This is a genomic window from Pseudomonas sp. MPB03 (genome assembly GCF_046605385.1).
In the GTDB taxonomy this organism is placed as follows: domain Bacteria; phylum Pseudomonadota; class Gammaproteobacteria; order Pseudomonadales; family Pseudomonadaceae; genus Aquipseudomonas; species Aquipseudomonas zanjanensis.
The window spans coordinates 4,796,826-4,823,057 of record NZ_CP176770.1; the positions used below are offsets into that span (position 1 = coordinate 4,796,826).

The 26,232-nt window shown below is 57.1% G+C and carries 30 protein-coding genes, 1 tRNA gene and 2 pseudogenes; 11 read left to right on the forward strand and 22 right to left on the reverse strand.

Features of this window, described 5'->3' with window-relative positions:
- Positions 1-49: 49 nt before the first annotated feature.
- Positions 50-442, forward strand: coding sequence for a hypothetical protein (locus ACLH0I_RS20535; RefSeq protein ID WP_411385244.1), 393 nt, complete (start codon positions 50-52; stop codon positions 440-442).
- Between the two features lie 355 nt (positions 443-797).
- Complete coding sequence (locus tag ACLH0I_RS20540; RefSeq protein ID WP_411385245.1) at positions 798-1,139, forward strand: hypothetical protein; 342 nt, start codon at positions 798-800, stop codon at positions 1,137-1,139.
- Positions 1,140-1,168: 29 nt separating this feature from the next.
- Here ACLH0I_RS20540 and ACLH0I_RS20545 read toward each other — a convergent pair whose 3' ends face one another.
- The 6 genes and pseudogenes from ACLH0I_RS20545 to ACLH0I_RS20570 all read right to left on the reverse strand — a co-directional run bounded on the left by ACLH0I_RS20545 (position 1,169) and on the right by ACLH0I_RS20570 (position 5,994).
- Positions 1,169-1,708, reverse strand: a complete 540-nt coding sequence (locus ACLH0I_RS20545; protein ID WP_411385246.1) for a hypothetical protein — start codon at positions 1,706-1,708, stop codon at positions 1,169-1,171.
- A 44-nt stretch (positions 1,709-1,752) separates the two neighbouring features.
- The gene (locus ACLH0I_RS20550) at positions 1,753-2,829 is read right to left on the reverse strand and encodes a hypothetical protein (RefSeq protein WP_411385247.1); all 1,077 of its coding nucleotides are present in this window, start codon (positions 2,827-2,829) and stop codon (positions 1,753-1,755) included.
- Between the two features lie 71 nt (positions 2,830-2,900).
- Positions 2,901-3,215: a hypothetical protein gene (locus tag ACLH0I_RS20555; protein ID WP_411385248.1), complete on the reverse strand. Its 315-nt coding sequence runs from the start codon at positions 3,213-3,215 to the stop codon at positions 2,901-2,903.
- Positions 3,216-3,524: 309 nt separating this feature from the next.
- On the reverse strand, positions 3,525-5,075 hold the full coding sequence (locus ACLH0I_RS20560) for a TIGR04141 family sporadically distributed protein (protein ID WP_411385249.1): 1,551 nt from the start codon (positions 5,073-5,075) through the stop codon (positions 3,525-3,527).
- Between the two features lie 144 nt (positions 5,076-5,219).
- Positions 5,220-5,317: pseudogene (locus ACLH0I_RS20565) on the reverse strand (integrase); the annotation flags it as partial.
- Between the two features lie 53 nt (positions 5,318-5,370).
- The gene (locus tag ACLH0I_RS20570; protein ID WP_411385250.1) at positions 5,371-5,994 is read right to left on the reverse strand and encodes an SMI1/KNR4 family protein; all 624 of its coding nucleotides are present in this window, start codon (positions 5,992-5,994) and stop codon (positions 5,371-5,373) included.
- A gap of 72 nt (positions 5,995-6,066) precedes the next feature.
- On the opposite strand from ACLH0I_RS20570, the gene ACLH0I_RS20575 reads away from it, so the two are divergent.
- Positions 6,067-6,522: an N-acetyltransferase family protein gene (locus tag ACLH0I_RS20575; RefSeq protein ID WP_411385251.1), complete on the forward strand. Its 456-nt coding sequence runs from the start codon at positions 6,067-6,069 to the stop codon at positions 6,520-6,522.
- A gap of 33 nt (positions 6,523-6,555) precedes the next feature.
- Here ACLH0I_RS20575 and ACLH0I_RS20580 read toward each other — a convergent pair whose 3' ends face one another.
- Positions 6,556-7,371, reverse strand: a complete 816-nt coding sequence (locus ACLH0I_RS20580; RefSeq protein WP_411385252.1) for a suppressor of fused domain protein — start codon at positions 7,369-7,371, stop codon at positions 6,556-6,558.
- Between the two features lie 75 nt (positions 7,372-7,446).
- On the opposite strand from ACLH0I_RS20580, the gene ACLH0I_RS20585 reads away from it, so the two are divergent.
- Entirely contained in the window at positions 7,447-8,013 is a 567-nt protein-coding gene (locus tag ACLH0I_RS20585; RefSeq protein ID WP_411385253.1) for a nucleotidyltransferase family protein, read from the forward strand.
- Between the two features lie 6 nt (positions 8,014-8,019).
- Here ACLH0I_RS20585 and ACLH0I_RS20590 read toward each other — a convergent pair whose 3' ends face one another.
- The 3 genes from ACLH0I_RS20590 to ACLH0I_RS20600 all read right to left on the reverse strand — a co-directional run bounded on the left by ACLH0I_RS20590 (position 8,020) and on the right by ACLH0I_RS20600 (position 10,267).
- Positions 8,020-8,466 (reverse strand): NUDIX hydrolase, encoded by a 447-nt coding sequence (locus ACLH0I_RS20590; RefSeq protein ID WP_411385254.1) that lies wholly within the window; start codon positions 8,464-8,466, stop codon positions 8,020-8,022.
- 75 nt (positions 8,467-8,541) lie between these two features.
- Positions 8,542-9,345 (reverse strand): diaminopimelate epimerase, encoded by an 804-nt coding sequence (gene dapF, locus ACLH0I_RS20595; protein ID WP_411385255.1) that lies wholly within the window; start codon positions 9,343-9,345, stop codon positions 8,542-8,544.
- A gap of 112 nt (positions 9,346-9,457) precedes the next feature.
- Positions 9,458-10,267, reverse strand: coding sequence for a helix-turn-helix domain-containing protein (locus ACLH0I_RS20600; RefSeq protein WP_411385256.1), 810 nt, complete (start codon positions 10,265-10,267; stop codon positions 9,458-9,460).
- 116 nt (positions 10,268-10,383) lie between these two features.
- Between ACLH0I_RS20600 and ACLH0I_RS20605 the strand changes: the two genes are divergently transcribed.
- Entirely contained in the window at positions 10,384-10,713 is a 330-nt protein-coding gene (locus tag ACLH0I_RS20605; protein WP_411385257.1) for a DUF2834 domain-containing protein, read from the forward strand.
- A gap of 40 nt (positions 10,714-10,753) precedes the next feature.
- Here ACLH0I_RS20605 and ACLH0I_RS20610 read toward each other — a convergent pair whose 3' ends face one another.
- Positions 10,754-11,800, reverse strand: coding sequence for a PDZ domain-containing protein (locus tag ACLH0I_RS20610; protein WP_411385258.1), 1,047 nt, complete (start codon positions 11,798-11,800; stop codon positions 10,754-10,756).
- Between the two features lie 382 nt (positions 11,801-12,182).
- Here ACLH0I_RS20610 and ACLH0I_RS20615 point away from each other — a divergent pair, with 382 nt between their 5' ends.
- Positions 12,183-13,232, forward strand: coding sequence for a S1C family serine protease (locus ACLH0I_RS20615; RefSeq protein ID WP_411385259.1), 1,050 nt, complete (start codon positions 12,183-12,185; stop codon positions 13,230-13,232).
- Between the two features lie 34 nt (positions 13,233-13,266).
- Here ACLH0I_RS20615 and ACLH0I_RS20620 read toward each other — a convergent pair whose 3' ends face one another.
- Positions 13,267-13,827 (reverse strand): GNAT family N-acetyltransferase, encoded by a 561-nt coding sequence (locus ACLH0I_RS20620; protein WP_411385260.1) that lies wholly within the window; start codon positions 13,825-13,827, stop codon positions 13,267-13,269.
- Between the two features lie 49 nt (positions 13,828-13,876).
- On the reverse strand, positions 13,877-14,458 hold the full coding sequence (locus ACLH0I_RS20625) for a hypothetical protein (protein ID WP_411385261.1): 582 nt from the start codon (positions 14,456-14,458) through the stop codon (positions 13,877-13,879).
- A 127-nt stretch (positions 14,459-14,585) separates the two neighbouring features.
- Between ACLH0I_RS20625 and ACLH0I_RS20630 the strand changes: the two genes are divergently transcribed.
- Positions 14,586-15,551 carry a DMT family transporter gene (locus ACLH0I_RS20630; RefSeq protein ID WP_411385262.1) on the forward strand — a complete coding sequence of 322 codons (966 nt, stop codon included), beginning with the start codon at positions 14,586-14,588 and terminating at the stop codon, positions 15,549-15,551.
- 280 nt (positions 15,552-15,831) lie between these two features.
- Here the strand turns inward: ACLH0I_RS20630 and ACLH0I_RS20635 are convergent.
- The 5 genes and pseudogenes from ACLH0I_RS20635 to ACLH0I_RS20655 all read right to left on the reverse strand — a co-directional run bounded on the left by ACLH0I_RS20635 (position 15,832) and on the right by ACLH0I_RS20655 (position 20,151).
- Positions 15,832-16,118: pseudogene (locus tag ACLH0I_RS20635) on the reverse strand (type II toxin-antitoxin system Phd/YefM family antitoxin).
- Between the two features lie 132 nt (positions 16,119-16,250).
- Entirely contained in the window at positions 16,251-17,207 is a 957-nt protein-coding gene (locus tag ACLH0I_RS20640; RefSeq protein WP_411385263.1) for a 2-hydroxyacid dehydrogenase, read from the reverse strand.
- A gap of 32 nt (positions 17,208-17,239) precedes the next feature.
- Positions 17,240-17,998 carry an SDR family oxidoreductase gene (locus tag ACLH0I_RS20645; RefSeq protein ID WP_411385264.1) on the reverse strand — a complete coding sequence of 253 codons (759 nt, stop codon included), beginning with the start codon at positions 17,996-17,998 and terminating at the stop codon, positions 17,240-17,242.
- Between the two features lie 20 nt (positions 17,999-18,018).
- Entirely contained in the window at positions 18,019-18,717 is a 699-nt protein-coding gene (locus ACLH0I_RS20650; RefSeq protein WP_250962588.1) for a fumarylacetoacetate hydrolase family protein, read from the reverse strand.
- Positions 18,718-18,819: 102 nt separating this feature from the next.
- Complete coding sequence (locus ACLH0I_RS20655; protein ID WP_411385265.1) at positions 18,820-20,151, reverse strand: MFS transporter; 1,332 nt, start codon at positions 20,149-20,151, stop codon at positions 18,820-18,822.
- 553 nt (positions 20,152-20,704) lie between these two features.
- Between ACLH0I_RS20655 and ACLH0I_RS20660 the strand changes: the two genes are divergently transcribed.
- The gene (locus ACLH0I_RS20660) at positions 20,705-21,637 is read left to right on the forward strand and encodes a helix-turn-helix transcriptional regulator (RefSeq protein ID WP_250962586.1); all 933 of its coding nucleotides are present in this window, start codon (positions 20,705-20,707) and stop codon (positions 21,635-21,637) included.
- 264 nt (positions 21,638-21,901) lie between these two features.
- On the forward strand, positions 21,902-22,384 hold the full coding sequence (locus ACLH0I_RS20665) for a GNAT family N-acetyltransferase (RefSeq protein WP_411385266.1): 483 nt from the start codon (positions 21,902-21,904) through the stop codon (positions 22,382-22,384).
- Positions 22,385-22,397: 13 nt separating this feature from the next.
- On the opposite strand, the gene ACLH0I_RS20670 is transcribed toward ACLH0I_RS20665, so the two are convergent.
- The 3 genes from ACLH0I_RS20670 to ACLH0I_RS20680 form a co-directional block, all read right to left on the reverse strand.
- The gene (locus tag ACLH0I_RS20670) at positions 22,398-22,625 is read right to left on the reverse strand and encodes a zinc ribbon domain-containing protein (protein ID WP_186707235.1); all 228 of its coding nucleotides are present in this window, start codon (positions 22,623-22,625) and stop codon (positions 22,398-22,400) included.
- A gap of 160 nt (positions 22,626-22,785) precedes the next feature.
- Positions 22,786-23,268 carry a nuclear transport factor 2 family protein gene (locus ACLH0I_RS20675; RefSeq protein ID WP_411387539.1) on the reverse strand — a complete coding sequence of 161 codons (483 nt, stop codon included), beginning with the start codon at positions 23,266-23,268 and terminating at the stop codon, positions 22,786-22,788.
- Positions 23,269-23,527: 259 nt separating this feature from the next.
- Positions 23,528-24,730 carry an MFS transporter gene (locus ACLH0I_RS20680; protein WP_411385267.1) on the reverse strand — a complete coding sequence of 401 codons (1,203 nt, stop codon included), beginning with the start codon at positions 24,728-24,730 and terminating at the stop codon, positions 23,528-23,530.
- Positions 24,731-25,133: 403 nt separating this feature from the next.
- Between ACLH0I_RS20680 and ACLH0I_RS20685 the strand changes: the two genes are divergently transcribed.
- Positions 25,134-25,418, forward strand: coding sequence for a DUF1778 domain-containing protein (locus ACLH0I_RS20685; RefSeq protein ID WP_250962583.1), 285 nt, complete (start codon positions 25,134-25,136; stop codon positions 25,416-25,418).
- Positions 25,376-25,897, forward strand: coding sequence for a hypothetical protein (locus ACLH0I_RS20690; RefSeq protein ID WP_250962582.1), 522 nt, complete (start codon positions 25,376-25,378; stop codon positions 25,895-25,897). The genes ACLH0I_RS20685 and ACLH0I_RS20690 overlap by 43 nt, the downstream gene beginning before the upstream one ends.
- Before the next feature lie 202 nt (positions 25,898-26,099).
- Here ACLH0I_RS20690 and ACLH0I_RS20695 read toward each other — a convergent pair.
- Positions 26,100-26,189: transfer RNA gene (locus ACLH0I_RS20695), tRNA-Ser, on the reverse strand.
- Positions 26,190-26,232: the final 43 nt, after the last annotated feature.

Genomic DNA, 26,232 nt, shown 5'->3' on the forward strand with positions numbered 1-26,232 from the left:
GTTTCTGACTTAACTATCCTACGCCTCCACCCTAAACGGATTCGCCACGATGTATCTGCGCTCAAGCTTCTTGTTGTGCCTGTGCCTTTTCAGCAGCCTGAGCCAGGCCGCTGTTAACTGTTCGGCCCTGGCGGAAAAGATCTCCGGGACGGTGCCGGAGTTTCATCCGTCGGTGCAAGGCAAAGTCATTGGCACCGGACGCCTGCATTTCCACGAAGCGCCCGATGAAGCCTGTGCCAATAAGAAGATTTTCGTCATACCCGGCGACTCCCTCACCGTTTACTCCAACCTTGAAGACGAATCATGGCTGGAAGTGAACTTCATCGCCAAGAGCGGCGACGACTATACCGGTTGGGTAAAGGCTGATCGGGTCGAGATTGGCGCACCTTACGGAGCGCCAGCAGACGATACCGACGACGCGCCGGCGGGTGATGCTCAATAAAGTGGAGAAGAAACAATGACGAGTCCACCAGACGGGAACGGTCTACTCCTGGCCAGTACGAACGACAATATGGCTGATGGCATCGGTTTCGCCGCCTGGGCTCGCGTCTGGAAGGCGCTTGGCATCAGAGACGCGTCACGCGAAACGTACGAAGAGCTCATTCGACACTACGGCGAGCCGCACCGCGCGTACCACAACCTGCAGCATCTGAAGGAATGCCTTCATATGCGCCGATACATCAACGCGGCCTGCCAGGCCCCCGCAGAAGTCGACCTCGCGTTATGGTTCCATGACGCGATCTACGACCCCCCTTCGCAGCGACAACGAGTTGCGCAGTGCGCAATGGTTGGACGACGTGGCACGCGATAGCGGCCTGGACGATGAAACGCGACGCAGGCTTTACGACCTGGTAATGGTGACGCGACACGACGGTGCTCCAGCGTCGGCAGACGAAGCGGTGTTGGTGGACACGGATCTGGCGATCCTTGGAGCATCGTTCGAGCGGTTCGAGGAATACGACCAACAAATTCGCCGCGAGTATCAGTTTGTGCCTCTGCCTGTGTACCGCCAAAAGCGGCGCCAGGTCCTTGAAGGCTTCCTGGCGCGTGGACGGATCTATACGACCGCAGCGTACTTCGATGCATTTGAGCAGCAGGCGCGGGCAAATCTTGCACGTGCCATTGACCGTCTTGACTGAAGACTGGATTCAAGCGGCGAAGGGATAACTTACGCCCGTGACTGCACACGCTTCATAGCTTCGAGAAGCTGCCCCTCGAAGTACTCGCTCCCGTCTCTTTCCGGCTCTTTTATGCGGCGCTTTGCTTCGATAAGCATCTGCGTGACAGCGATGTTCTGATTCAAAAAAGTAGCAACCATCAGGTCGCTCAAATTTTCTAAAGGGGTGTCCCAGACCTCCCTGCACCTCTGCATCAGGCCTGTAGGTGAATCCCCACGCCACGGACCTAGAAGATTTGAGACTGTAAGACTCGAACTCATGAGCGGACTTTTGAAAGAAATCGAAGGTTGGTCATTTCGCATGGCCATAGCTAAAAACGAGATTGGATGACCGCTTTTGGCGGATTTTGTTGTAAAAGTCGCCATGGTTTCCGCAGGAAAAAAGTACGCGCTCGAGATTGAAATCTTTGCCTTGTGCAGAGGGGGGCCAAGCTCGGATTTCGCATATCTGCGCAGAAAAGACGTTTTCAGCAATGAGTATGCGTGCAGTCTGAGATGACTTATTTTTTCAACACAATCGGCTGATATCATCCCGTGATCATTAGCGCCTTCCCAACCCAAAAATTTAATCCCCCCTACTCGCTACTCAGTTCACGATGTACAACCCGGTGGCAACTCGCGCAGAGACATTGCAAATCCTCCAAGCTTGTCAGATGTCCTTCCGCCATCAGCGCAACCTGCACGGTTCGATGGTGCACCTCGATGCAGGCCTCTCCGTTTTCTGCGCCATAAGTTTCAACCGGATCCATTTTGCAACGCTCGCAATAGAGTCGTCCGTGGTTCCTCTTGAATTCAGCTTTCTTGGCAATCGACAACCCTGGAGCGCGCTCCTTCCGTAGATGAGCTACGAGCCTGGGCTGCCCCTCAGTCCATACCCGATCTTCATGCAGTGTTGGCAGAGCGGGATCAGACATCAAGGCCCCTTTGGGCACTATACGGAAGCCAGCATTCTCTAGTAGCTGAAAACAGACGCTGTTAACGCCGGCAATGAAGTGTTTTGGCAGTATCTGAAATTCCAGAGCGCGTGTAGCAGCTAAGCCAAATACCGCCTTCGGTGGCAGTCGGAGATGTTCATCAACAATCAGGTCGTAATCGGTTGACTCAGCAAAGCCAGGTGAATCAATCCCGTTGATCAAATCTTGAACAGCACGCCATATATGCTCGGCGGTGACTCCACGAAGCACCTCAGCGGGAAGTCGATCGAGACTTCGTAGATTTTTATCTACGGGGATACCGCCCAGCGCAAGACTCAATGCGTGCTTGTCGCCCCCAGATATCGTCATCCGAATGCGTCGAGTGGAGTTGCCTCCCGAGGACTCAGAGGACGATCGGCCAACGGCCTTCATTCGAGTGGAAAGGACTTTCACAATCTGATCAACAGGCGCCTGACTCTCCTCCGAGGTCAGTATCGTTCGCTGAGAAATGGGAATGCCTTGAACGCGACTGCTATCAACCCAGACGTGTTCTACTGCAAACGAAGCCCGCTTCAGCCTGGCCAGCAAAACAGAAAGCCCCAGAGCATATTCGGAGTTAATCGCGCCCTTACCTTTAGTACCGCCACGGCTGTGGAATACAATCTCGTCCGACTCGATTCCGAAGTGCGCGTCAATTGGACTTCCATCGTCGGAAATGATCTGAAAAAAACGCGCCATGTCTACGGCTACTCCCTTTAGTTTCAAGCGACTGACGATACTGCACACGCAATGCACATAGGCTGCACTATTCAACTGCGGGGATAGGTATCAGGGAAAATGCCCTGGGCGGCTAGCTGCTTTTCGTAGGCATCGACCACCAGTTGCCTGGCCTCTTGAAATCGATAGATTTTCTCATCGTAGATGAATGCCAGCTCACCCCAGAAATGATGAACCGTGGAAAGGGCAGTAACATTGTCATGCCGATCTGACCGGGCCTTCTCCTTCACTTCTTCCAACTTGTTGCGGGTGCTCATTCTGCCGCCCGCAATACCGGCAATTCCGTGTTCCAGAACATGGACGAGGATTTTCCATGCGAAGTCATCGTCTTCGAAGATCTTGATCATGTCGCCCCCTTGCTTCCGAGTAATCCGAAACTAAACGGCAATGGCTCATCTCACCATTGGTCTAAAGTAGTCCTCTCCACACACTTCCCCTTTTCCGCTCCCCCAAGCAGCAGTCCGTCCTGTCACGCATTCCGTGACCGGTAGCGCTCGGCCTCCTGCAAGCGCCTTCAGGAACTGACCGGCACCTCGCCCGGCGACGTGCTACTGACCCTACATATGACGTCAAAATCCTCTGATTTTTCGGCTTAGGGCGTCACTGTTCGCCCATTAAAATGTGCTGGCCGGTCTGATTGACCATGGCCAGATGGGTCAATTACCGATTCTACAAACCTCAATCTGGTAGCCCATTGCACCGAGCCGCTGGGCGAACTGTCGGAAGTTCACCTTCGAGAAAAACGGCATGTGCAACGTATCGTTGGGTTGCATGATAGCGAACACGATTCTGTTGCGCGGTTGCGTGACAGGGTTGAAGGAGAACTGAAAATTACCCAACTCCGCTAGATAGCCGTTCACCTGAGTAACGACATCGGGGGTGTTGATCAGAGCCTCAGCGGACACATAGGCCTGAGAAAAGAGATGGCTCAGCACGCTCGACGATGAGTACTTTTTGACGTGGATGATGTGGTGATCCGGCGTGAGCAGGTCACAAAATTCGAATGGGCCACCAGCTCCCGTCAACCTCACTAATTTCTGGTCTAGTAGATAGAAATTCATGTTGTCTGCGATGCGTCTAAGGTAAGCGCCCTCGTGGTCGGTGCCATACGGAGGAAACACTAGGTTGCATGGAACTGCAGCGTCAAAGAAGCGGTTCACTTGCTCGGTGTAATCGCGGTCAATCTGGTACCAATCACCCTCGCTGAGCAGATAGATTTTTCCTTCGTGTTCGATCTCCGCCTCAAGACACGTATACAGAGGCCACGCAGCAAGTCGCTGCTCATCTGCACCGTAAAGGTAGATACGTTCGGAGGCCAGCGCTTGGCGGGTGATGCCCCGCAGAAGGTGCTTGGCGAGCAGCGCCTGCCGCAGATCGAGGTCGAATGCGATCGTCGGGCCGTTGCGAGATCGGGCGCTGTGTTTCACATAGCCGAAGCCGCTGATGTCATTGCCAAGTAGCTCGGGTGGCGCCACGCGGACGCGGTCGAACTGCTCTATATTTATCGCAGCCACTAGAAGCCCATCCAGTTGGCCCATGAGTGTGGAATCGCGTACTGGGACGATGAAGTCTATCCAAGGGTATTTTTCCTTGCAGTGCTCGTCTTCGTACGCCGCCAACAGTCGAAGCGCGATATCCGGGAATTCTTCGAGCTTTACATCGGAATGCAACGCCAATGAGTCCGAACCGCTAACGTACTCGCCCTCATCCTGATCGTTCTCCACGATGCCGGTTAGCGATTTCAGGATCTCCGAGTCGAACTTGAAATCGAACTCCGAAATCGACAGCAGTCTCGATGACTGCGCCTTTGAGCGCAGCGGCGTGCGATCAATATTGGACTTTTCCACGGACTTGATCAGTAGTGGATCAGTCAGGCTAAGCGCCGTGCGCAGCCCGAAATAACGCTCAATGGCTAGCTGATCGATCAGGTGCCTGGCGTGGCCAAAAGTGAAGCAAAAAACCCTACCGTGGACTGCCAGGACGAGGAGGGCTTTGAGCGATCTGCCGGTAAGGTCGAGGCCAGCCACCTCTGGGATGGCACCGAATAGTTGCGTCCATTTAGGATGGGAAGGGGTTTTCTGATGGTAAAAGAGGCACTCAACATCGCCCAATGAAAAAGCGATAGGTCGCAAGTTGACCTCATCGGAAAGTGCGTCCTGGACGCTTCGCCCGTTCTTGAGCAGGAATACGTTGATGGTGATCTTCACACGTCACTCCTTGACCTCTCGCTTTGATGTTAAATTGGCATCTGCCTCTATTTCCGTCAAGGCATGCACGATGTGGTTAAAATCCACCGGTAAAACCTTCTCTTTGCGAATTTCGAGGTTTAAGAGCGGGGACGCACCTCGATATAAATACCTAACGGTGCTCTCAAGATTCGTATGGCCAAGCAGCAGACGCACTGCTCTCATTTTTTTATTCTGCGATATATCAGCGACGCATCGTTTCGATTCAAAAGAAGCTTGCTGTATGCATCAAACGGGATCCCTCCACCTATGACCCTCAAATCAACCGATCCAAAACCCGCGCATTCCACAACTCCCGATACCGCTCCCGCCACCCCGGGCTCCCCTTATCCAACCACTCCAACGTCGCCTCAACACTCTCAGGGCTGATCATGAAGTGATTGATGTGCTCCTCGATCCGCTCTTCCGATAAATGCAGCGAATCCAGATAACCATTGAAAGAATCCGCCAACACCACGTACTCATCGCCCTGCTGGCGGCGCCCAGTCCAGGCCGGTAAACCCGCCACCATCGCCGCCACGTCCTGGCGCTCTTCCCGCACATCCAGCAGCAAGATACTCGCGCCGCCGTCGCGACCTATCGGCAACAATCCCGTCTCGGGGAAACCGGGCTGGGCCCGCAGTTGCTCCAGTTCAAAGGGGTTGGATTCATACTTTTCGTCCAGATCCAGCCCGTACAGTGAAAAGCTGAGCAATTCCTCATCGCCATTGGCGAGCGTGGCCAACACATCGTATTCCACGTAGGCGCCGTTGCAGGTCTTGAGGAACTGGCGATAGTCGTCCGGCAGGCGGGCACCCAGGCTGGCTTCCAATTGTGAGATGGCACGGTCGGTGGCGCCTTCACGGGTGTCTTCGAGAATGAGTCCGCGGTAATCAGTCATTGCGCCTTCCGTTTTGGTCAGTGAGGCCGAATCCTTCTATGCTCAAGCGACTATGCGCAAGGAGCAACTTTAATGGACTACCTGATTCGAAACGCTATGGATACCGATGCCCCGGCCATCAGTCAAACAATCATCAATGCCTTGCGCCAGTCCAATGCCCAAGACTACTCACCCGAAATTATCGATCAAGTGGTGCAAAATTTTTCCCCGCCGGCAATTCTTCAATTGTTGGCTCAACGCCAGATACTCGTAGCCACAGTCGACAATCATATCGTTGCAACGGCGAGTCTTGATCAGGACGTGGTCCGAAGCGTGTTTGTCGACCCGAGCTATCAAGGGAAGGGTCTCGGAAGACACCTGATGACGAGGATTCAATCGATCGCCATCAACGCAGGCCTGAAGCTGCTGCGGGTTCCCTCTTCAATCACCGCAGAAGGCTTTTATGCTTCGCTTGGCTTTGAAAAAGTCCGGGATGAGTTCCACAAATCAGAGCGCACGATCATCATGACGAAAACCTTGGACCTGTAGCACTGCAGCGTCCAAGAAGGTATCCCTGCGCCATCACACCACGCTTGCCCGATGCAGACTGCTCAAATGCCCAACCCCCGCCGCCTGCAAACGACTCACCAAATCCTCCCGCGCCGCTCGCCCACCCGAACGCACGTACTCCAGCTCCGCCGCGGTGATCAACACCACCGGCACCAATCTGACGGGGGACAATGGCATATCCTCCAGTTGGGTCGGGAAATCCGGCGCCGGGGCACCGAGCAGAACGCCGGTGGAGTCGTCATCGGTCACGAAGTGTTTGGGCAATTGGTCGCTCATGTGGTGCGATTGGCTGAGCCCGGGAAGTTCAAGGGACAGCGCCCCATACTGGTCGAGTTGGTGGGTGATGCCGCCCGCGTCGGCCACCGTCTTGGCGACGTGTTCCACCAATTCGAATGCCCAACTGCCCTTGAAAGGATCGACCTCGCCCACGGGGCCATGGACGTGTTCGGGGATGTCCGCGGTTTCGACGAACAACTCCATTTCGAAACCGTTGCCCATGCCTTCCGTATCATCGAATGGATCGGACAGGCCTTCGGTGGCGAGGATGATCGTCTCGCCACGGCGAACCACGCGGTAGGCCTGGCGGGTCGAAGGCCAGTACGGGCCGCCGGAAAAGGTCGGGCTGATCAAGTAGGCAAGGACATCCCGCTCGACCGTGCCGACAGCACTCCAATGACGATCCAGGCACGCTGCGCCGGCTTCCCGGACGGCCAGATTGGCGGCTTCAGCCTCAGTCAGGTCGACAAGCTCAGGGGATTGCGGCGCGGGCTGGTCGTGTTGGGTTTCAGGGGCTTTTGATGAACCGAAGAGCTTCTTGAAGAAATTCATGGGCGTTCCTATTCGAAAACTGCAGTTGATGTATCGTTCAGTTACTGCGCCTGGAGCGATTTCCACAGGATGAACATGACATTGACGGTCGAAAGTTTGGTCAGGATAGCAATGACCAATCCAATCAACGCACAAATCACTTCGCGCTTGCCTGCACTCGGTTTAAATCAATGCATGCTCACGGCAGGCTGCCTGTTCCAAGCCGTCTGGAATCATCAATCGAAGCAACAGTCCTCTTGGGGCGTTAAGGATTACGATGTTTTTTACTTTGACCCGGACCTGTCTTGGGAAGCCGAGAACGAAGTGATCAACGCCGCCCAGCGACTCTTCCAGGACCTCGACGTCAACATCGAGGTCAAGAATCAGGCTCGCGTCCACCTCTGGTACGGTCAGCGGTTTGGCAAGCCTTATCCTCAGCTTCAGTCGGCCAAGGATGGCATTGATCGTTACTTGATTGCGGGCACGTGCATTGGGCTGGATGTTGAAACCGGTGAGGTCTATGCGCCCTTTGGCCTGGACGATATCGAGCAAGGCTTTCTGCGTATCAATCCAAATAATCCGCAGCCGGATTTGTTCGATGAGAAGGCGAAGAGTTATCAGGCTCGCTGGCCGTGGCTCAGGATTGTGGATGCCTTTCGCTGATTCTACTTATTCCAGGAGCGAAGCCGACTTGAGCAAATCGTAAAGTCCTTCAGGCACCAGCGGTGACAGAGCCGTGAAGCTGTCACTGGAGCACCACGTGGCCTTGAACGATGCACCGTCGCTTTCAAAGCCTTCCAGCCAGGGTTGTTTGTAGAGATCGGCGTCGTCAAACCTTGCATCGTAGACTTGGACGATCTCGTGCCCAGGCTTGCCGGCGTAGGTGAAAATGCTTTCCAAGGTGCCAATCAATCGAAGGTCGCTGATCGAGGCACCCAGCTCCTCTTGCACTTCTCGGACGATGGCCTCATGGCTTCTTTCGCCGAACTCAATACCACCGCCAACGGGACGAAAAAACACCTGTTTTTTATTGGCATCGTAAAACTGGTTGACCAGTATTTTTCCGTGATGATGAAAGATACAAAGAGCGAGGGGCCTAATGCGTTGCTCCGACATGAATAAAACTTCCTTTTGATTTAATGATGCACAACGTCCTGCGAATATCAGTATCAGGGTTTAAACACCACCCACTCAACCTTGACTCATCGTTCCCGAAAAACTGGCCTCCACCGGCCCGACAAGAACGACCGCACCCACGCCATCCCACTGAACCGTCACGCCTCCGCCATCACATTCAACCTCGACGGTGCTGTCCAACAAACCACGACGAATGCCGTTAACAACCGCACCGCACGAGCAGGATCCCGAACCTAGCGCAATACCCGCCCCACGTTCCCAGATCCGCAGCCGTATATGGTTGCGATCAATGATCTGGACGAAATGAACGTTGGTCTTGAGCGGGAACAGCGCGTGGGTTTCGATGGCCGGACCGATCGTCGCGATATCAACGCTGGCCAGATCATCGACAAAATAAGTGCAGTGCGGATTACCCATGCTGCACGCGGCGGGACTGCCAGCAAGTGGTAAAGCAACAGTGTCCAGTTCTTGCGCTAAAGGAATGTCCGACCAGCCGAAAAGCGGCACGCCCATGGCGACGGAAATGTCGCCGGTTGGAGTACGCTCGCAAGTCAGCAGACCACGGTTAGTGCGCAGCACCAGCGAAGTAGCATTTGCTTCGCGCATCAGCAGATCCGCCGCTCCTCGCGTCGCGCTGCCGCAAACATCCAGCGGGGAGCCATCTGCGTTCCAGAACATCACCCGCGCATCGGCATCGTCGCAATCGAGCAACACCGCGAGTTGGTTGAAGCCCACGCCCCGGTTCCTATCGCCCATACGCCGGGCCATGGCACTTGTCACTGGGCTGGCTGCATTGCGCGAGTCGACAATAATGAAGTCGTCGCCATTGGCATGCATCTTATAGAAGCTCAGTGACATGCAAACGCTCTGCTGGAGATGGAATTACCGTAATAAAAATTGCAGGTTGCCTGAGCGTTCCGGACATACAACATGATTCGATTGAGTGACGGTTGCATGTATTCATCCGTGATCAGTGTGAGTGTTGCGTCTTCTTATATGCCGTCGTCATGACCTCCCAGGTTCCAGTGTCGGCAGGAATCAGATGCTCGATACGCAATGAGCTCATCGTGATGTCGAGGGGCATACCGAAGGTGGTGAATGTCGACATGAACTTAAGCTCACCCTGGGAAGAGTCGACTCGCGTCAGCAGCAGCGGAGGCAGTTCGTTAGCCAGCGCAGCGCTGTGTGGGGCCGGCAGGCTCTTCAGGATCTCAGCCAGCGCCGGATGACTCAAGGCTTCCCTGGATGCGCGTTGCCAAGCCACTAATCTTATTTCCTCGGCGTTACTCAGATGATCACCCAAGCCACCGGGTTGCAGCAGTGTCACCAACAGGTTCAGTCCCTCTGCCGCCTCTCTGGCAAGCCCCACCAGATCGAACAAGACTCCCGCGCTGGCGTTGGCGGCAAGGATGTCCCATTGAGCATCCAAGACAATTGCTGGGGCGGGGTTATTGGCGTGAAGGATGTGATCAATGGCAGCACGCACCACCTCCATTGTCGATGATGTGAGCGGCGTCGTTTCGTAGCGAGGGGCGTAGCCGCTGGCGAGGAAGATGTCATTGCATCGTTCCAAAGGCACATCCAGGGCAGTCAATAAGTTGTGCAGGGTGCCGGGACTTGGCTTCGCACGTCCCGTTTCGATGCAACTAAGGTGACGCTGAGATAGCCCTGTTATCAGCGCGCAGTCCAACTGACTGAGTCCGGCCTGTTGGCGCAAGTGACGCAGTTGGGCACCGGCCGAGGTTGGCGGCGTTGTTCGAGAGAAAGGTCGACTGGTCATCCGTTGACTCTGGCATTGCGGGTGAATGGCGTCGATGACCTCAGAGGTCATTGAAGCCGTGACGGTCTAGTCACTAGCCTACCTCCCTGATCAACGAACTTGTCCGGGGAGGCAACTTGAAGAAACCTTACATCGCACTGGTGACACTGCTGCTTTTTTCCGTGTACACAGCGAGTACTTTGTTTCTCGCCGAGCAATCGCTCCTGGCGTTCGGCCTCGGGCTCATGTCGTGCCCAGACACCGCGCAGGTTGTCATCGACCTTTATCTGCTCGCTTGCATGGCGTGCGTCTGGATGTACCGGGACGCACGCTCGAAAGGCCGGTCGCTCACATCGCTGCTGCCTTACTTCCTGATCACGGCCATCTTCGTATCAATCGGTCCGCTGTTGTACATCGTCGTCAACGGGTTTGGACGCCAATCGTCGCTGACAGGTACTCATGATTAGCCAGTTCCTCAAGTCATGCACCGCAACGGACAATCACAGCTCACGGCCAATCAACAAGCACCGCTTTCGGATCCCCCTGGCGCATCTGGGCCAGTTCAGCATCCGCCTTGGCTTGCGTCGCGTGGCAGAACTCGAAGGCGTTCTGGGTCTTGCCGGTCGGCCCCTTGGCTTCGGCCATGCACACCACGGCGCCCGGTGTGCAAACGGCGCTGTTGAGTTTGAAATCACCCCAAACGCCGGGCTGTTCCTGCTTCACCTTGGCGATGTAGCTTTTGAGCGAGGGTTGCATGTCGCTCGCGGCACCGGCGATCAATTTGACCGGGCTGACCGCAGCGCCGTACGTATGCTGAGTGGACAGTACGGCGGTGCAATACATGGCTGCAGCCGGGACCACAGCCGTGGCACCGTTGGCCATCACCGTAGGCGTCATCGCGACTTGCGTCCCACCAGGCCCCACCAGAACCGGAACGATGCTAAACGCGTTGTTTCGCCAGACCTTCAGGTTCACCCGCGAGCCGATTGGCGCTTTGGCAACGGCCACCCTGAAATCGATTGAATCGGCGATAAGCCCGTTATCCACGGCCACGATCACGTCTTGAGGCAAGATCCCCGCCTGTTGCGCACCGCTGCCCGGAACGGTCGCCTGTACCACAACCCCGGCGGGAGGCGCTGACAGCGCCATCGCCCGCTTCGGATCGATGGTCTCGATACTGGCGCCGATCCTGCCGCGAGGTAAATTGGCCGGCTGGCAGCCTTTTTCAAGCCAGACCTGGCTGGCCGCTTCTTTTCGAGCCGTGGCGACCTGCTTCAGGATGGGCTCAGCGCTCGCCTGGTACATCGGCACTTCGCTGAGGGACATTTCGATGTATTCACAAGATTTGGAGCGATACCGGTCAGGCGTTTCCCGGGTCACCAACTGCTGCAGGTCAATGGGTGGCAAGCCTTGGGGGGCGGCAACGGTGGAGGTTGCGGGGGAGACGCTGGCAGAGTCCGCACTGGCGACCGATGAGACCACGTAGGCACCGGCCGCAAGGCCTGCTGCACTGGTCATCATGCTGGTGTCGACGCCTCCCATGGGCAGCAGCATCGCACCGACTACCGCCGCCTCACCGAGACCGCCATCAGAGGCACAGCCAGCCAAGGCAGTGAGCGAAAGTGCAACGACAAGCCTGGCGCTTGATTTGAAGGCAGATGCGGACATTTCGCTACTCAGTGATTGATTCGAGTGGATCGTGCCGCATCATGGCAAAGTGCCTTTCAGTTGTATATCGAATGCACATTTGCCCGGATGCCACCCGTCTCAATCACCACGGCAGCGAAGTGCCTGGTTGAGGTTGGACAGGATGATGGCCAAATAGTACCTTGCCTGGACCTGCCTGAACGCCACGACCTCAGAGAAGCCCATGTCGACAAAATGCCTTGCCGCAATACTGGTGCTCTCCCCTCTCCTGGCGTCTTGCGTCAACCCGATGTACAGCTCCGCCGAGCGAGCCGAAACGGCGGAATACCTGCGCAAGGTCAAGGATCCGGCGACCTACTACGCCATGGATTGTGAAACGTTCCTGGCGACCAAACAGGGCTGGGAAAAGCATCCGAGCATGGCGGGCGATCCCGTTAACCTGGTGATCCAACAAGTCGCCAGACAACGCGATTGTTCAGCCGGTAGCGCTCCAGCACCAGTTGCCGCTGCGGTGTCACCGACGCCCGGGATGTCCGCGGCAATGCCCGCATCGGAACCTAATCAGTCTGGGGGCTTGGGCCTGCACATCACCAGCGTTACACCGGCGGTGGCTCAGCAATTTGGCTTAGCCGCTACCAGCGGCGTATTGGTCGTGAGGCCAGTGCCAGGAAGTGGCGCGGAAAAAGCGGGCATGTTGGCCGGCGATATCGTATTGCAAATTGCCGGGACCCCGGTCAACAGCCCGGCCGAGCTGACCGCTGTCGCCAGTCGTATTCGACCTGGCTTCGCGGCGCCGTTGAAGGTGTGGCGCAACCGGGCCCCCATCGACGCGTTGGTGGAAATGGGCGACTCATCGGGCTTGGCACCCTTGGTAGCGCTTGCACCTGCGGCAGCCGCCGCGCCGACGCGCCCCCTGGCCGCTCCCGTGACATCGCCAGCAAGCAATAGCGCGGCCAATACTTCGTTCTGTTTTGCCCTGTTCGAGGCCAGGCAAGTCCAGGGGCTGAGCGACTATCCATCAAGGGGCCTCATCACCGCCGTCTGGCAAGGCCCGGCACTGAGCGGCACACCGGCTCGCCTCGCCATGCCGGAGTTCCAGGCATTCACTCGGTCCCAAGGCTACGACGTAAAAATGCAACCGATGTTCTGCCAGCCAATCGGTACCAGCGAACAGTGCCAGGCGCTGGGGTCGGAGAGTTTCATGCTGACCGAGCGCAGCTTTACCGCGATGGTCAATTGCACCGAAACCTTGCAGGGCGTGGAAACAACGCGGGGTCTACTGTTTAAACAGTGGCCTTATCTGCAGACCACCCCGTGGCGTCCGTTGGCGAGTCAGTAACTGTCTCGATGGGTGGCTCTGGCCGGCGTGGGAATCAGGTGCTCGATGTAGCTTTCGCTTTAAGCCACGCCTCACGCGTCATTTCCCAGACGTCTTTAAGCAACGGCCCACAGACAAATTCCCCCTGCTGCGTCCCGATCATGCGCATGCCTTCGCGCTCCGACACCCTGCGCGAAGCCAGGTTGCCCACGGCCTTGGGCACCTGCATGACGGGGCGTTCCAGGGTTTCAAACCAATAGGCATTGATCGCCTCGCACGCCTCGCGCATATAGCCTTTCCCCTGCCACTGCGGTGCCAGCCAGAAACCGCGGTTGTTGCCTGGCTGATCGTAGAGGCTGATGCTGCCGATGCTCTGTGCCGAGTCCTCGGCAATACCGATCATCCAGTGCCACTCGCGCCCGGCGGCGACAGCGGGGAGCGCATGGTCGCGCACGTAGGTCAGCGCGCCGTCATCCGGGTACGGCCAGGGCACGCGGCTGTCCAGGTAACGAACCACTTCCCAGTGTGGGAATAATCGTTGAATCGCCGGTGCATCCGCCAGTTCAAGGGGCGTGAGGATTAGGCGGCGGGTTTGGAAGGTGGGGATGGGGTCCATGATGAAGATTCCTTTTCAAACGTTATGGCGTCCTTGAAAAGTTTTCACGCTACAAGTTATCCATGATCCTGCACAGCTTGCTGTCCTCCAAGGATAAAGGGGGAAGCTCGGTCGTTTTCACGGACAGTTGCTTGAGGGTGACCGTGCACTTGAAGCGCCCCGCGGCCTCCAGTTGGTAATCCGCCCCTGCTTTAGGGACAAAGCGGAACATGTTGTAGCATTGAGCACCGATGTAATGAAAAGCGATGGGCTGTCCGGCAGGCACCAGCAGCTCCGTCATTACCGTGGAAGATGAATGTTTGTCGTCGTCTGGCATGCCCAGTCGTTCGCCGTTGCGATTGGCGTAGCCATCCCGGAACGCCACCATGACGCCCGCGCCCGGCAGGCGGAAATCCACACAATCGGACTTGGGTACGGCCCTGACCATGCCATCGCTGATCACCCGCAAGCGTGCGGTCTCGCCACCGTCAGGCGTTGAATAAGGGGTGGAGAAAGAGCGGACATCCGACAGCGCTCCGCAGCCGGTGAGCAGCGTCAATAAGGTGAAGTTCAAGGCATGTCGCAGGACGCGGTAGGTAGTGCCCGGGCAAATATCAGTCTGGGAAATGAGGGGGTGTGGCGATTGGCTCACGATGATGCTCCATGCGGGTCAGATATCCAGGGCCAACGACGGTCAAGAGGAACGCGATGTCAGCGCGAGATTTTATAGAGGGTTCAGGGATTGGCTGCAATAGCCGACGTACCGGGGCGCACGCCTGATGATCCAGGCCCACTCAAGCCTCTTCATCGGATTGGCCCTCGCGGTGGTCGCGACGCTGAGCTGGGCGTTGAACTTCATTGCGCCCTACGTCACCGGCGCCTACACGATCTATGACTTGATGATCGTACGGTTCCTGATCGCCGGTGCCCTGGGCCTGGCTGTCGTGCTGCTCTATCGGGCCGAGCTTCGGCGGCTGCGTCGCAATCAGGTGCTTCTGGCCGCAGGCCTGGGCGTGATTGGCTACCTCGGCTATAGCGCCTGCATCGCCGCCGGCATCATCTTCGGCGGGCCGGTGCTGACACCGGCCTTTATTGGCATGGTGCCGGTCTTGCTGGCATTGCTGGGCAACGCCACGACCAAAATCCTCCAGTGGCGCAAACTGACGATCCCACTGATGTTCTTGACGGTTGGGCTTCTGCTGTCGAATCTCGGCGCGGTCCATCAACCCGTTGCAAGCGACGGTTCCTGGCTGATGGGCTTGTTGTTTTCAATCGGTGCCGTGATCTTGTGGCTCGCATTCAGTTGGGTGAACCAGCGCGCCCTGCTAACACTGCCACCCCAGGCGTCCGGCGCCTGGACTGGCCTGATGATGACTGGCGCCGGCATCGGCACTTTGTGTTTGTTACCGGCAGTACAAGCACTCGACCTGCTCAAACTGCCGCGCCTGGGTTTTGCTGTTTCCGTCGCAGGGCCTTTATATCTCTGGGAGTTCGTGATTGCGCTGATGTCATCCGTTGTCGGGGCCTGGGCCTGGAACGCCGCGTCCCGGCGTTTGCCCATGGTGCTTTCCGGGCAACTGATCGCCTTGGAGTCGCTGTTCGCAACGCTACTGGGCTTGTGGTTTCATCATCGGCTGCCGACACTCCTGGAGATGTCAGGTCTTGTGGCTGTGCTGGTTGGGGTGGTCATGGGGGTGCGGATCATCCTCAACTCGCGTGGATCGACAACCAACGCTGCCCCTTGATCAACAGATGATTGCCCTACCCCTTGTCCAGCCTTTTGGCTGTCTTTCTGCGACCCTTCGAAGTCACCACTTTGTATTCAACGGCACCGGCCTCTTCCACTGAATATGCGGTCAGGGAGTCCTCGTGCAAAACGTAATGGGTGGAAGTTTTACTGACAGGAAGAGGGACAGTTTCGATATGAGCGGCCACCTTTGCAGAGGCCGCTGGCTTTCGGGGTCAGATCAATTAAAGTGGACATCATTTCTGGCCTTGTTCTATCGGTACTACCTCGCGGTGTAATCAATGCTCGTTGGCGATATCAGCCTCAGCTTCGCCAATGAGCTCGTCAAGAGACACCCGGACAGGCGTCTCATTGGCCTCGATCCGTGCCTTTACCACCTGTGCCAGCTCCAGTTCATCCAGGCGCTCAACCATGGCCTCGTAAACACTTGCCGGGACCATATAGCCCATGACGCGGTTGTGGTTCAACACCGCCACTGGCGCGCCGTTGCCAGCGTTCAGGACGGATGACGGATTTTTTTGAGTTCGGATACGCTGACGGCCACATCAGCCAAAACGATTTGCATGGAGGCGGCTCCCGCCTTATTGGCTGATCGAGCAAGCACAGCCATTGCATACCTGAGACCTACCTGCCGCCTCCCCCTAGCTCAACACAGCACACTCATCGATTTGCTCCGCAACGCCGCAACGCTTGCGCCTCACCCCGTCACACACCCCTGCGGCACCTTCCCAGCAAAACTATCCACCAGACTCGCCACCACCATCTCCCCCATCCGCGTGCGGGTCTGCAACGTCGCACTCGCTCGGTGGGGTTGCAGCACCACCTGTTCATTGCCAAACAACGCCTCGGGCACATGGGGCTCATCGACAAACACATCCAGCGCCGCACCGGCGATTTCCCCGTCGGCCAGCGCCGCCACCAGGTCGGGCTCGTTTACCAGTTTGCCGCGGGCCACGTTGATCAAGTAGCCGCCCTTGCCCAGCGCTTGCAGCACCTCGGCATCGACGAGGGCTTCAGCCTTGTCGGCGGCCGCCGCGAGGATCAGGGCGTCGCTGTCGCGGGCCAGTTGCTTGAGGTCGGCGACAAAGGTGTGGTTTACGTCGCTCATCGGTTGCAGGTCGGTGTAGCTGATCGGACAACCGAACGCGGCGGCGCGGGTTGCCACGGCGCGACCGACCCGGCCCATGCCGACGATGCCGATGCGCATGCCGGACACCTGCCGGGCCAATGGCAGCGGAGACAGCGGCGTCGGGCTCTGGGGCCATTGGCCGGAGCGCACGTAGCGATCACCGGTGCATAAGCCGCGACACACGGCTATCAATAGGCCGATCGCCAGGTCGGCGACATCTTCGGTCAGCGCGCCAACGGTCGCCGTCACGCGGATTCCGCGATCCCGGGCATAGGCCAGGTCCACCGCATCGGTGCCCACGCCGTTGACAGCGACCACTTCCAGCTTGGGCAGTTGTGCCATGAGCGCCTGGCTGATGCCGGTATGCCCACCGGTGATCACACCGCGAATGTTGGCGCCGTGTTCTTGTAGATAGGCTTGTTTATCAGCCTGTTCGAAATAGCGCCGCACCGTGAACAGTTCGTTGAGCCGGGTATTGATTTCAGGGATCAGGATCGGGCTGAGTTGCAAGACTTCTGGCTTCATGTACACCTCGTATGGCGAATAAAAAAGCTGGCTCAACCGCGACCGGCAAACGGCATGGCCGTGGCCATGACGGTCATGTTCAAGACGTTGGCCGATAATGGCAGGCCGGCGATGTAACGCACCGCGTCGGCCACGTGCTTGACGTCCACCATCGGCTCCACCGCGATGCTGCCGTTGGCCTGGCGCACGCCCTGGGTCATGCGCACGGACATTTCAGTGAGGGCGTTGCCGATGTCGATCTGGCTGCAGGCAATGTTGTAGTCGCGCCCGTCCAAGGCCAGGGATTTGGTCAACCCCAGCACCGCGTGTTTGCTGGCGGTGTAGGCGCTGCTGAACGGTCGCGGGGTGTGGGCCGAAATCGAACCGTTGTTGATGATCCGTCCACCTTGGGGCTGTTGCCGGCGCATCAGGCCGAAGGCACCACGGGCGCACAGAAAAACGCCGTTGAGGTTGGTGTCGATCACGTTTCGCCACTGTTCGAACGTCAGCTCATCCAGCGGCACGGCGGGCGCATTGACCCCGGCGTTGTTGAACACGACGTCCAGGCGTCCGTAGGTCTCGGCGATGGCGGCAAACAGCGCATCGACACTGGCCGGATCGCGTACATCAGTGGGCACCGCCAGGGCTTCGCGCCCCTCGCAGGCGGCCAACTCGACCAATGCCTGCAAGGGCTCGGGCCGGCGCCCGGCCAACACCAGCGTGTAGCCGTCTTCCATCAATCCCAGGGCCACCGCACGGCCAATCCCACTGCCGGCACCCGTCACCAAAGCCACTTTCAATGTGTTGGACACGTAAGTTCTCCTTTTCTAGATCAGTCAGACAAACGCGGGCCAACGCGCATTTCCAGTTCGCCTATGCCATCGATGCCGGCCGTGATGACATCTCCCGGCTGCAACACATCCACGCCTGCCGGACTGCCGGTCATGATCAAGTCGCCGGCGCGCAGCGTCACCGTTTGGGAGATGCGGGCGATCACTTCACTGACCGACCAGATCTGGCTGTCGAGGCTGTCGCGCTGGCGCTCCTGGCCGTTCACGTTCAACCACAGCTCGCCTTCGGGGTGCCCCGCCCGCGAGACCGGCACGATGGCCGTCATCGGCGCGGCACCATCGAACACCTTGGCGCCCTCCCACGGCAGGCCGTTGCGCTTGGCCAGGCGCTGGACATCACGTCGAGTCAGATCCAAACCCGCCGCGTAGCCCCACACATAGGCCAGCGCCTGGCTCTCAGGAATATTCGCGCCGCCCTCGCCGATGGCCACAACCAATTCGATTTCGTGTGCGAACTCCTCGGTCATCGGTGGAAACGTCACGCCACCGACCGCGTCCACCACACAACTGGCTGGTTTCATGAAAAACACCGGTGGCACGCGGGATTCACCGTGGGTATCGGGCCAAGGGTAGTTGCGACCAACGCAAAAGACCCGGCCAACGGGAAAACGCTGCGGGAAGCCAACAACCGGCAGGGTCACTGGCAAGTCCGGGGTAAAGACATACTCGGGCATGTTCATCCTGATAAAAGTCCTGTTGGAAGGGTCAGCGTACGGCGGCAATCCCTGGCTAAGTTGGAGGAATGCCGCCTCGTGTTGGAGAAAAAAAGCTTTTTTCCGGGCTCAGCGCGCCTTGAGTTCAATGCGATACAAACGGCCAAGCAGCAACGAATAGGACAAGGTGCCGATCAGCGCCACGCCGCCGATGAACCAGAAGGCCAAGGCGAATGAGCCGGTCTTGTGGACGATCGCGCCGACCACGATGGGAGTGACGATACCGCCGATGTTAGCCGCCAGGCTGGTGATCCCGCCGGTCAGTCCGATCAGTTCCTTGGGCGCCACTTCCGACACCGCCGCCCACGAGGACGAAGCGATGCCCTGGGCGAAGAAGGCAATCGTCAGCACGGCGATGCAGATCACGTTCGAATCCGTGAAATTCACCAGCACGATGGACATGCCCAGCATCGACCCGACCACCAACGGTAACTTGCGGGCAAAAGACAGCGAATAGCCGCGACGGATCAGCAGGTCGGAGACGATCCCGGCGAGCAGGATGCCCACCGTCGCGCCCACGAACGGCAGCACAGCGAAGATCCCGGCCTTGATCATGGTCAGTTGACGCTCTTCGATCAGGTACGTGGGGAACCAGGTGAGAAAGAAGTACAGCGCCGAGGTGCTGGCAAATTTACCGATACAAATCGCCCAGACCTGCCGATAGCTGAACAGCTCGGCGATCTGTCGCCAGTTGAACCGGGTACGCTCCTTGCTGCTCTTGACCAGCCCACCCCCTGCCTCGATGTACTTGAGTTCTTCCTGGCTGACTTTCTTGCAGTTCATTGGATCGCGGTACAGGAACAGCCAGGCCACACCGAAAACGATACCAAGCGCACCGGTGCTGTAGAACACATGGCGCCAGTCATAAGTGGTCGCCAACCACAGCAGCGCGCCGGTAAACAGCGCCGTGCCGAGGTACTGGCCGCAGACGTAGATGCTGCTGGCCAGGCCCCGTTCACGCGCTGGGAACCACACCGTGACCGCCCGGCTATTGGCCGGGAACGCCGGCGCTTCCATCGCACCGACGGCCAAGCGCAGACCGAACAATGAAGCGAAGCCCGTGGCAAAGCCCTGGCACACGGTGACGGTCGACCAACTGATCAGCGACACCCCGTAGGTGAACCGGGAACCGAAACGATCGGCGATGAAGCCGGCCGGCACCAGCGCAATGGCGTAGGTCCAGGCAAACGCAGAAAAAATCAGGCCCATTTCGATCTTGTCCAAGCCCAGGTCCTTGGCGAGGAACGGCGCGGCAATCGAAATATTCACCCGGTCGATGTAGTTGATGATCGTCGCAATCAGCAGCAACGACAGCATGAACCAACGCCGCCGCGACGGCAGGCGCTCAGGCACCACGGCGTCCCGGGCGCTGGCGATTTGGGTGGTGTGGGAGTTCGACATGGTGGACCTCGTTATTGTTAGAAGCGTCGAAATATTTACGAGCAGCCGAAATCAATGCCCTCGATGCCGGGGCAGAACAATCGCTACAGGAATGAGAGGCGTGAACAGCCGGTGTCAGGTGTTCAAAGAGGCCTTGCAACAGGATTTGTCGCAGAAGCAGTCGGGCGGGTCAGCGTGAAACAGGAACAGGTTCATGATGTGCGCACCTTTGATTGTTTTTGGATGGGAGGTCGGGTTGCGTGGCTCCAACAGTGGTCGTACAACCATTCGAAATCAACTGAGGTGTTAGATCTTTTTTTCCGTTTAAAAGCGCGCCAAAGGAACCTGTCCAAAAAAATCAGATCGGCGATTTTTTTCATACTTTTATTAACCATTTGTTTTTAAAAGATAAATTTAATCATGCGAATTTATTGTTTTTGGACAAGCGCCCTTCATTTTCGAGCGATAGAAAACTCACAACGCCAGCATCGTCATCGTATGACCTCTTGAACATTATCCAGATGCACCGTCACAATCTTCATCACCGCCATGCACCGCAAAGGATTCCCAGGAGATGTCATCACCGAGCCGAGTCCCCACCTACGTCATGCAGCAACGCAGCGAATTGACCGACTTCTACATCCGCGACAAAAAGGGCCGACGCGCGGAAACCAGCCCGCATCGCCACGAGTACTTCCAGATCCAGATCAACCTCGGCGGCGACACCGTGCAGCACATTGGCAACGTCGAGCGTCCGTTTCCACGCAACACCCTGGCCTTCATCCTGCCCCACCGCGTGCACGTGATTCCGCACCCGGTCGAGAGCAACTTCATGGTGATCAATTTTTCCCAGACGTTCCTGCTGCCGCATCTGCAGTGCGACCCGATGGACCTGGAAGAAGTCTCGATTCTGCTGGCGCCGGAACTGTCGCCGTTCCGTTTCCAGGAACACCTGGACTTCATCCTGGGGGGCGAGGATTTCACCAAGGCCTGCGCCTTGATCGAGCAGATGCGCGCCCTGGACCAGAACCGCCAGTTCGGCACCCGCGAGATGCTCAAGGGCTTGTTGCTGCAACTGATCGGCAGCGTCTGCGCCTTGTACGCGGAGCCACTCAAGCGCTTGGCCGAAGAAAATGCCGCCGAAGTCAGCCGACGCGATGCGCTGGGCCGGATGTCCGAATACCTGCGCAAGAACATCGCCGACCCGGACCTCAACCTGATCAAAGTGGCTGCGGCGACTTACTTGTCGCCGACGTACCTGACCCACTGGCTGCGCAAGGAAATCGGCAAGACCTTTACCGAGCTGGTGCTCGAACGTCGAATGCATGCGGCACGCAATTACTTGCTCAATGGCACACGGCCAGTGGGCGAAGTGGCGAGGTTGTGCGGGTTTGCCGACGAAGCCTATTTTTCCAGGCGTTTTCGCCAGATACATGGACAGCCGCCGGGGCAGTTCAGGCGTCAGCAGTTGAATCCGGACAGTCCGCAGTTGCCGTTGAATACGTGATGAATCTGTCGGCTCTGGAAAACCCGTGGCGAGGGAGCTTGCTCCCGCTGGGTCGCGCAGCGGCCCTCTTTTGTGAGCGCTTCGCACTCAAGCGGGAGCAAGCTCCCTCGTCACGGGTTCATCGCTTCGCTTAAGTCATCCATATGGCCTGTGAGCGCGAACTTTTTCTCGCCATAACGGCGAGTCGGTTTGCATTCTGGATCACCTGATTTCTTCGGTTGGTTATCTATACTGGCTTCCCGGATGAAAAGCAGCGCGTGAAGAATGCCCCTCTCCCCCAAGCAAAACCCTCCCGTCATTCTCGTCCCCGCTCAACAAAGCGACTCGGAAGATCTGGCAGGCATCCGAATCGAGGCCATGCGCGAAAGCCTGGAGCGTGTGGGGCGATTTGATCCGGTGCGGGCGCGCGAGCGGTTTCTTGGTGGTTTCCAACCCTGCTATACGCGCCACATCGAGGTGTCGGGAAAGAGGGCCGGGTTCGTTGTGGTCAAGCCTTTCAGCCATGAACTCTTGCTTGACCACTTGTATATAAGGCCCTGCGCGCAAGGATCAGGAATAGGCGCGGCTGTTCTCGATCATATTTTCAACGAAGCGGATGCAGCCGCGCTCCCGCTCAGGGTGGGTGCCCTTAAGGAAAGCACCTCGAATCGCTTTTACATCCGCCATGGTTTCCAATTCGTCGAAAGCAGCGAGTTCGACAATTATTATGTCCGGCAGAGCGCTTGCACGACGGGTCCGGCTAGCTAGCCAATCGACACAGTCACCGCAGAATCAACACCGCCGCTACCGCAATCACGGCCACCACGCCAAAGACCATCCGCGCGACCCACGGCGCGGTGAGCCAGACGCCGGTCACCCCGGCAATCTGCCCCACGTTCTTCTCGGTCAGACGGAAACTCGGCTCCCGGAACGGATTGCCGCAATGTGGACAGGCGTAGGCCTTGTCGGAAATTCGGGATGCGCATTCAGGACAATCGATCAGACTCATTGCGTGACCTCAGGAAGAGACGAACTTGGGGTACTGACAAAGACCATGCCTTTCCGGTTTTTGTTCTGAGTCGAGTGAACCTTTTGAAAAGCACGCGACGGAAAAGCGAACTGTTTCACAGCCAACAATATAGCCCAACGCAATTGTTTCGGCCGAACCGCTACTGTTCAGGTTTTACACGCCGGATAAGGTCGTCCAGCACGTAGGTGTCCAGAAAGGCTGTGACTTCAATGATCTGACCATTCTTGAAAGTCATGTGCCACAGGTAGGTGTTGTTGTAGGGCTTGTGATCAAGCGCCGTGGCTGTGCCGTCCCACATCACAATCACGACATCATCCTGAGCAACGATGTGCTGCACCGTGGGGACAATCGGTGTTGCCAGCCGAGCGGTAATCGACCGCACGACGTGGGCCAGCTCAGCCTTGTTGTTATAGACACCGGAAACAGGGCTCGTCCCGGCCACGGTCCATTTCGCATTGGGCGCCAGCAGATCGAATACCGTGCCTTTGCCTTGTTGCCAATTCGCGAAGGCCTGACGGACCAGATCCGTATTGGCGTTTTGAATAGGTTCCGAAGCCCAGGCGTTACTCGTGAAAAACACTAAAGACAGTGCAAGAGCCTGGACACGCAAAGCCAAATTCATCCATAGGGTCATGATGTTCTCTCACAGCAATGCAGTTGATAAGACGCTCCTCCAGGAGAACCTTAACGGCGTGTGCTCAGAAACCTTTGCCCGATACTGCTGTGAGGTTGCCCGATGCTGTTCAGTGGATAGATTTCATGAGCAGCCGTTCATCAAGCAATTTGCCGCGCCTTTGTGCCTTCAGCCTTAACTACCTTCATGCCCTTATGCTCAGACTTCTCCGTCACCGGAAAACCATTGCACCCTAGAAGAAAATGTTTCATTCCATGAGAGAGGCTGGTTTCCAGAATCGCCCGGCCAGCCAGCGACCGACACTCAAGGCCCAGGCCAACATAGCGATCAATCCGACACTAAGCAGCATCCCATTCACGCCCGTGCTGCTGATGAGCTTGCCGGCGATAAAGGGAAACCCGAATACGCCAATGAAGTAGGACAGGCTGAAAAGCAGCAGTGCCTGGGCGGTCAGTCCAGGTGGCGCCTCGTTGGCAGCCAAGCCATTAATGACCGAATAGTTGAGACCATAACCGACCCCAAGCAAGGCCGCCGTCAACCCGTAACTAAGACTGTCATGAACCCACACACCGAACCCCGTCACGGCGACCAACATCAGCGTGGTCAACAGGCAAGAAGTCGCAAAGGGATCACGGCGGACCACCCACCCGGCAATCAACAACCGACAAGCGATAGCCGCCCCCATGAAACCGACGAAAAACAGGGAGTAGTCAAACCCCTGACTGGCGGCATAACTGGTCTGGAAACTGCCCAGGCCGCCGAAGATCGCGCCCCCCAGCCCCACCATCAAAATGGACAACGCTGAACGTGAGCGCAGCACATCCGTCGCCGATCTCAGCCCCATCCGCGCCTTATCGCCAGACCGACGCTCCACTTCGGAAAATCCCGTTCTCAGCCACCAAAAATACACCCCACCCAGCAATGCCGCGGCGGCGGCAGAGAAGAAAGCCGTCTGGATGGGTAGCCCGACGGAACTGGCCAGCTTGCCTGAAAGAGGGCCGCTACCGATCCCCGTCAACATGCTGCCCGACAAAAGCGCGAAGCAATGAGTCCGCCTGGCTGGCTCGACCATCGCTGCGACCATAATGGGCCCAACCGTGTAAAACAGCCCCCACCCGATCCCCAGCATCAAACCGCAGGCCAACAAACCGATGCCAAGGCCCGATATCAGCGCAAACCCCATGGACGCAATGACCAGAAATACAGCGCCAAGGGCCATGCACAGTGCTGCACCTATGCGCTGCATCAAATGCCCCGAGGCGACCACCGCGACCAGGGTACTCGTCATGGCAACGGCAAAGACTTGCCCCGCATCGCGCTCAGTTCCCCCCAGGGAGGACACCAGCAGCGAGACCAGGAAAGTGGCGCCATAAGAAATGGACAGTAGAAAACTGGCTACGCAAAACAGGCCGAAGCGATTGGAGGGCTTGCCGTTGGAGAGCGGTGACATCGGTGTTTTCCACGCGCTGAACAGGCCTTTTTGTAGCACGGCTACAGGCGGGGATAGTGGTTTGGGTGGCGGAGTCAAGGTTAGGAAGTTTGCACCTTTGCGCTGACGGCGTATCACCTGGGCCATTGCCCCCATCGTCATTTTTTTAAGACGGCAGAAACCACAAGCCCCTGGTTTTCTTGGAAAACCAGGGGCTTGTGTGTACCGAATTTGGCGATGGGGCTAGGGGTCGATGGGGACGCGACCGTATAGCCAATCGATACACTCGTATATACAACAGCTACACATTGATATAGCGTTAATCACGAAGCCGACTCAACGGCATCGAATCTCAATCGATAGATCTTTCCAACGACTGATCACATAAGCGAAGCACTGAGGCATCTCCAAGGCGGGAATCAACATGACCGTAAGCATCGAAAAATCCAAGCCCGTTCCCATCAACATGAGGGCGGATGAAAAAAAACGGAACCTGATCGATCTGGCAGCTGCCATGTCCGGTCGTGATCGAACCAGCTTTATCTTGGAAGCTGCTTGTCAGAAAGCAGAGGAAGTCATCCTTGCCAAGCGGTTGTTCCTTCTCGACGACGTTGCATTTGACGCATTTGAACAGGCCATGGAAGCCAATCCGATCCGAGATAATAAATGCCTACTTCAACTTCTCGAAAGGCCCAAACCGTGGAGTTGAGGGCTCCAGAAAAGCTGAACGACGAACACATCCTGGACGAATTCGATTCAGGCGTGGCGTCGATCAACGATTATCTTCAAAAAACAGCACGTAAAGCTCAAGCCGCCAAGCAAGCCGTTGTGTACGTTGTCTGTCGCAAGGACACATCGGTCGTCATGGGTTATTACACCCTGTCGAGTGGATCGATCGCTCGAGAGAATGTCGTTCGGAAAAGCCGTCAGCGCAATTCTCCGAGTGTGCACCCAGTGACCTTGTTGGGACGCATGGGCATCACTGAAACAGCACAGGGCCAGGGCTTCGCTATCGGCTTGCTTCAGGATGCGGTTGAACGAGCAATTATCGCGTCTGAAACCATCGGTTCTACTGCAATGATTGTTCACCCGCTTAACCAGCGGCTGTCAGACTTTTATGCCAAACACGCAGGATTTATTCCGTGTCCTGAGCTTTCGCCTATTACGTTGATGTTGCCACTCCGATAGCCTTTTGATGGGCTCCTGAAACCGTCGACTCGCCCAGTTCCGAGATCCATTGCAGATCGACGGCGCAACCAGGTTCGTCCACCGCGTACCAGTTTCCATAGATCCAGTCCCACCGTGGTCCCATGGCAGCGTTTCTTGGACACCAAAAACCACAAACCCCCGACTTTCTCTAGGAAAATCAGGGGTTTGTGTTTGTAGAATGTGGCGGTGAAGGAGAGATTCGAACTCTCGATACAGTTTCCTGTATACACACTTTCCAGGCGTGCTCCTTAAGCCACTCGGACACTTCACCGTATCTCGCCAAACTGTTCAGTCTGTCGAGGCGCGCTAATGTA

Bases quoted from the DNA above. Each gene is read 5' to 3' on its own strand.
- ACLH0I_RS20555 (WP_411385248.1), bottom strand. From the start codon at position 3,215: ATGATCAAGATCTTCGAAGACGATGACTTCGCATGGAAAATCCTCGTC.
- ACLH0I_RS20680 (WP_411385267.1), bottom strand. From the start codon at position 24,730: ATGTCACCGCTCTCCAACGGCAAGCCCTCCAATCGCTTCGGCCTGTTT.
- ACLH0I_RS20660 (WP_250962586.1), top strand. From the start codon at position 20,705: ATGTCATCACCGAGCCGAGTCCCCACCTACGTCATGCAGCAACGCAGC.
- ACLH0I_RS20650 (WP_250962588.1), bottom strand. From the start codon at position 18,717: ATGAACATGCCCGAGTATGTCTTTACCCCGGACTTGCCAGTGACCCTG.
- ACLH0I_RS20675 (WP_411387539.1), bottom strand. From the start codon at position 23,268: ATGAATTTGGCTTTGCGTGTCCAGGCTCTTGCACTGTCTTTAGTGTTT.
- ACLH0I_RS20600 (WP_411385256.1), bottom strand. From the start codon at position 10,267: ATGACCAGTCGACCTTTCTCTCGAACAACGCCGCCAACCTCGGCCGGT.
- ACLH0I_RS20620 (WP_411385260.1), bottom strand. From the start codon at position 13,827: ATGGACCCCATCCCCACCTTCCAAACCCGCCGCCTAATCCTCACGCCC.
- ACLH0I_RS20545 (WP_411385246.1), bottom strand. From the start codon at position 1,708: ATGATATCAGCCGATTGTGTTGAAAAAATAAGTCATCTCAGACTGCAC.
- ACLH0I_RS20630 (WP_411385262.1), top strand. From the start codon at position 14,586: ATGATCCAGGCCCACTCAAGCCTCTTCATCGGATTGGCCCTCGCGGTG.
- ACLH0I_RS20670 (WP_186707235.1), bottom strand. From the start codon at position 22,625: ATGAGTCTGATCGATTGTCCTGAATGCGCATCCCGAATTTCCGACAAG.
- ACLH0I_RS20550 (WP_411385247.1), bottom strand. From the start codon at position 2,829: ATGGCGCGTTTTTTTCAGATCATTTCCGACGATGGAAGTCCAATTGAC.
- ACLH0I_RS20665 (WP_411385266.1), top strand. From the start codon at position 21,902: ATGCCCCTCTCCCCCAAGCAAAACCCTCCCGTCATTCTCGTCCCCGCT.
- ACLH0I_RS20685 (WP_250962583.1), top strand. From the start codon at position 25,134: ATGACCGTAAGCATCGAAAAATCCAAGCCCGTTCCCATCAACATGAGG.
- ACLH0I_RS20610 (WP_411385258.1), bottom strand. From the start codon at position 11,800: ATGCTGCTGCCCATGGGAGGCGTCGACACCAGCATGATGACCAGTGCA.
- ACLH0I_RS20615 (WP_411385259.1), top strand. From the start codon at position 12,183: ATGTACAGCTCCGCCGAGCGAGCCGAAACGGCGGAATACCTGCGCAAG.
- ACLH0I_RS20535 (WP_411385244.1), top strand. From the start codon at position 50: ATGTATCTGCGCTCAAGCTTCTTGTTGTGCCTGTGCCTTTTCAGCAGC.
- ACLH0I_RS20585 (WP_411385253.1), top strand. From the start codon at position 7,447: ATGACATTGACGGTCGAAAGTTTGGTCAGGATAGCAATGACCAATCCA.
- ACLH0I_RS20690 (WP_250962582.1), top strand. From the start codon at position 25,376: ATGCCTACTTCAACTTCTCGAAAGGCCCAAACCGTGGAGTTGAGGGCT.
- ACLH0I_RS20590 (WP_411385254.1), bottom strand. From the start codon at position 8,466: ATGTCGGAGCAACGCATTAGGCCCCTCGCTCTTTGTATCTTTCATCAT.
- ACLH0I_RS20575 (WP_411385251.1), top strand. From the start codon at position 6,067: ATGGACTACCTGATTCGAAACGCTATGGATACCGATGCCCCGGCCATC.
- ACLH0I_RS20655 (WP_411385265.1), bottom strand. From the start codon at position 20,151: ATGTCGAACTCCCACACCACCCAAATCGCCAGCGCCCGGGACGCCGTG.
- dapF (WP_411385255.1), bottom strand. From the start codon at position 9,345: ATGTCACTGAGCTTCTATAAGATGCATGCCAATGGCGACGACTTCATT.
- ACLH0I_RS20580 (WP_411385252.1), bottom strand. From the start codon at position 7,371: ATGAATTTCTTCAAGAAGCTCTTCGGTTCATCAAAAGCCCCTGAAACC.
- ACLH0I_RS20570 (WP_411385250.1), bottom strand. From the start codon at position 5,994: ATGACTGATTACCGCGGACTCATTCTCGAAGACACCCGTGAAGGCGCC.
- ACLH0I_RS20640 (WP_411385263.1), bottom strand. From the start codon at position 17,207: ATGAAGCCAGAAGTCTTGCAACTCAGCCCGATCCTGATCCCTGAAATC.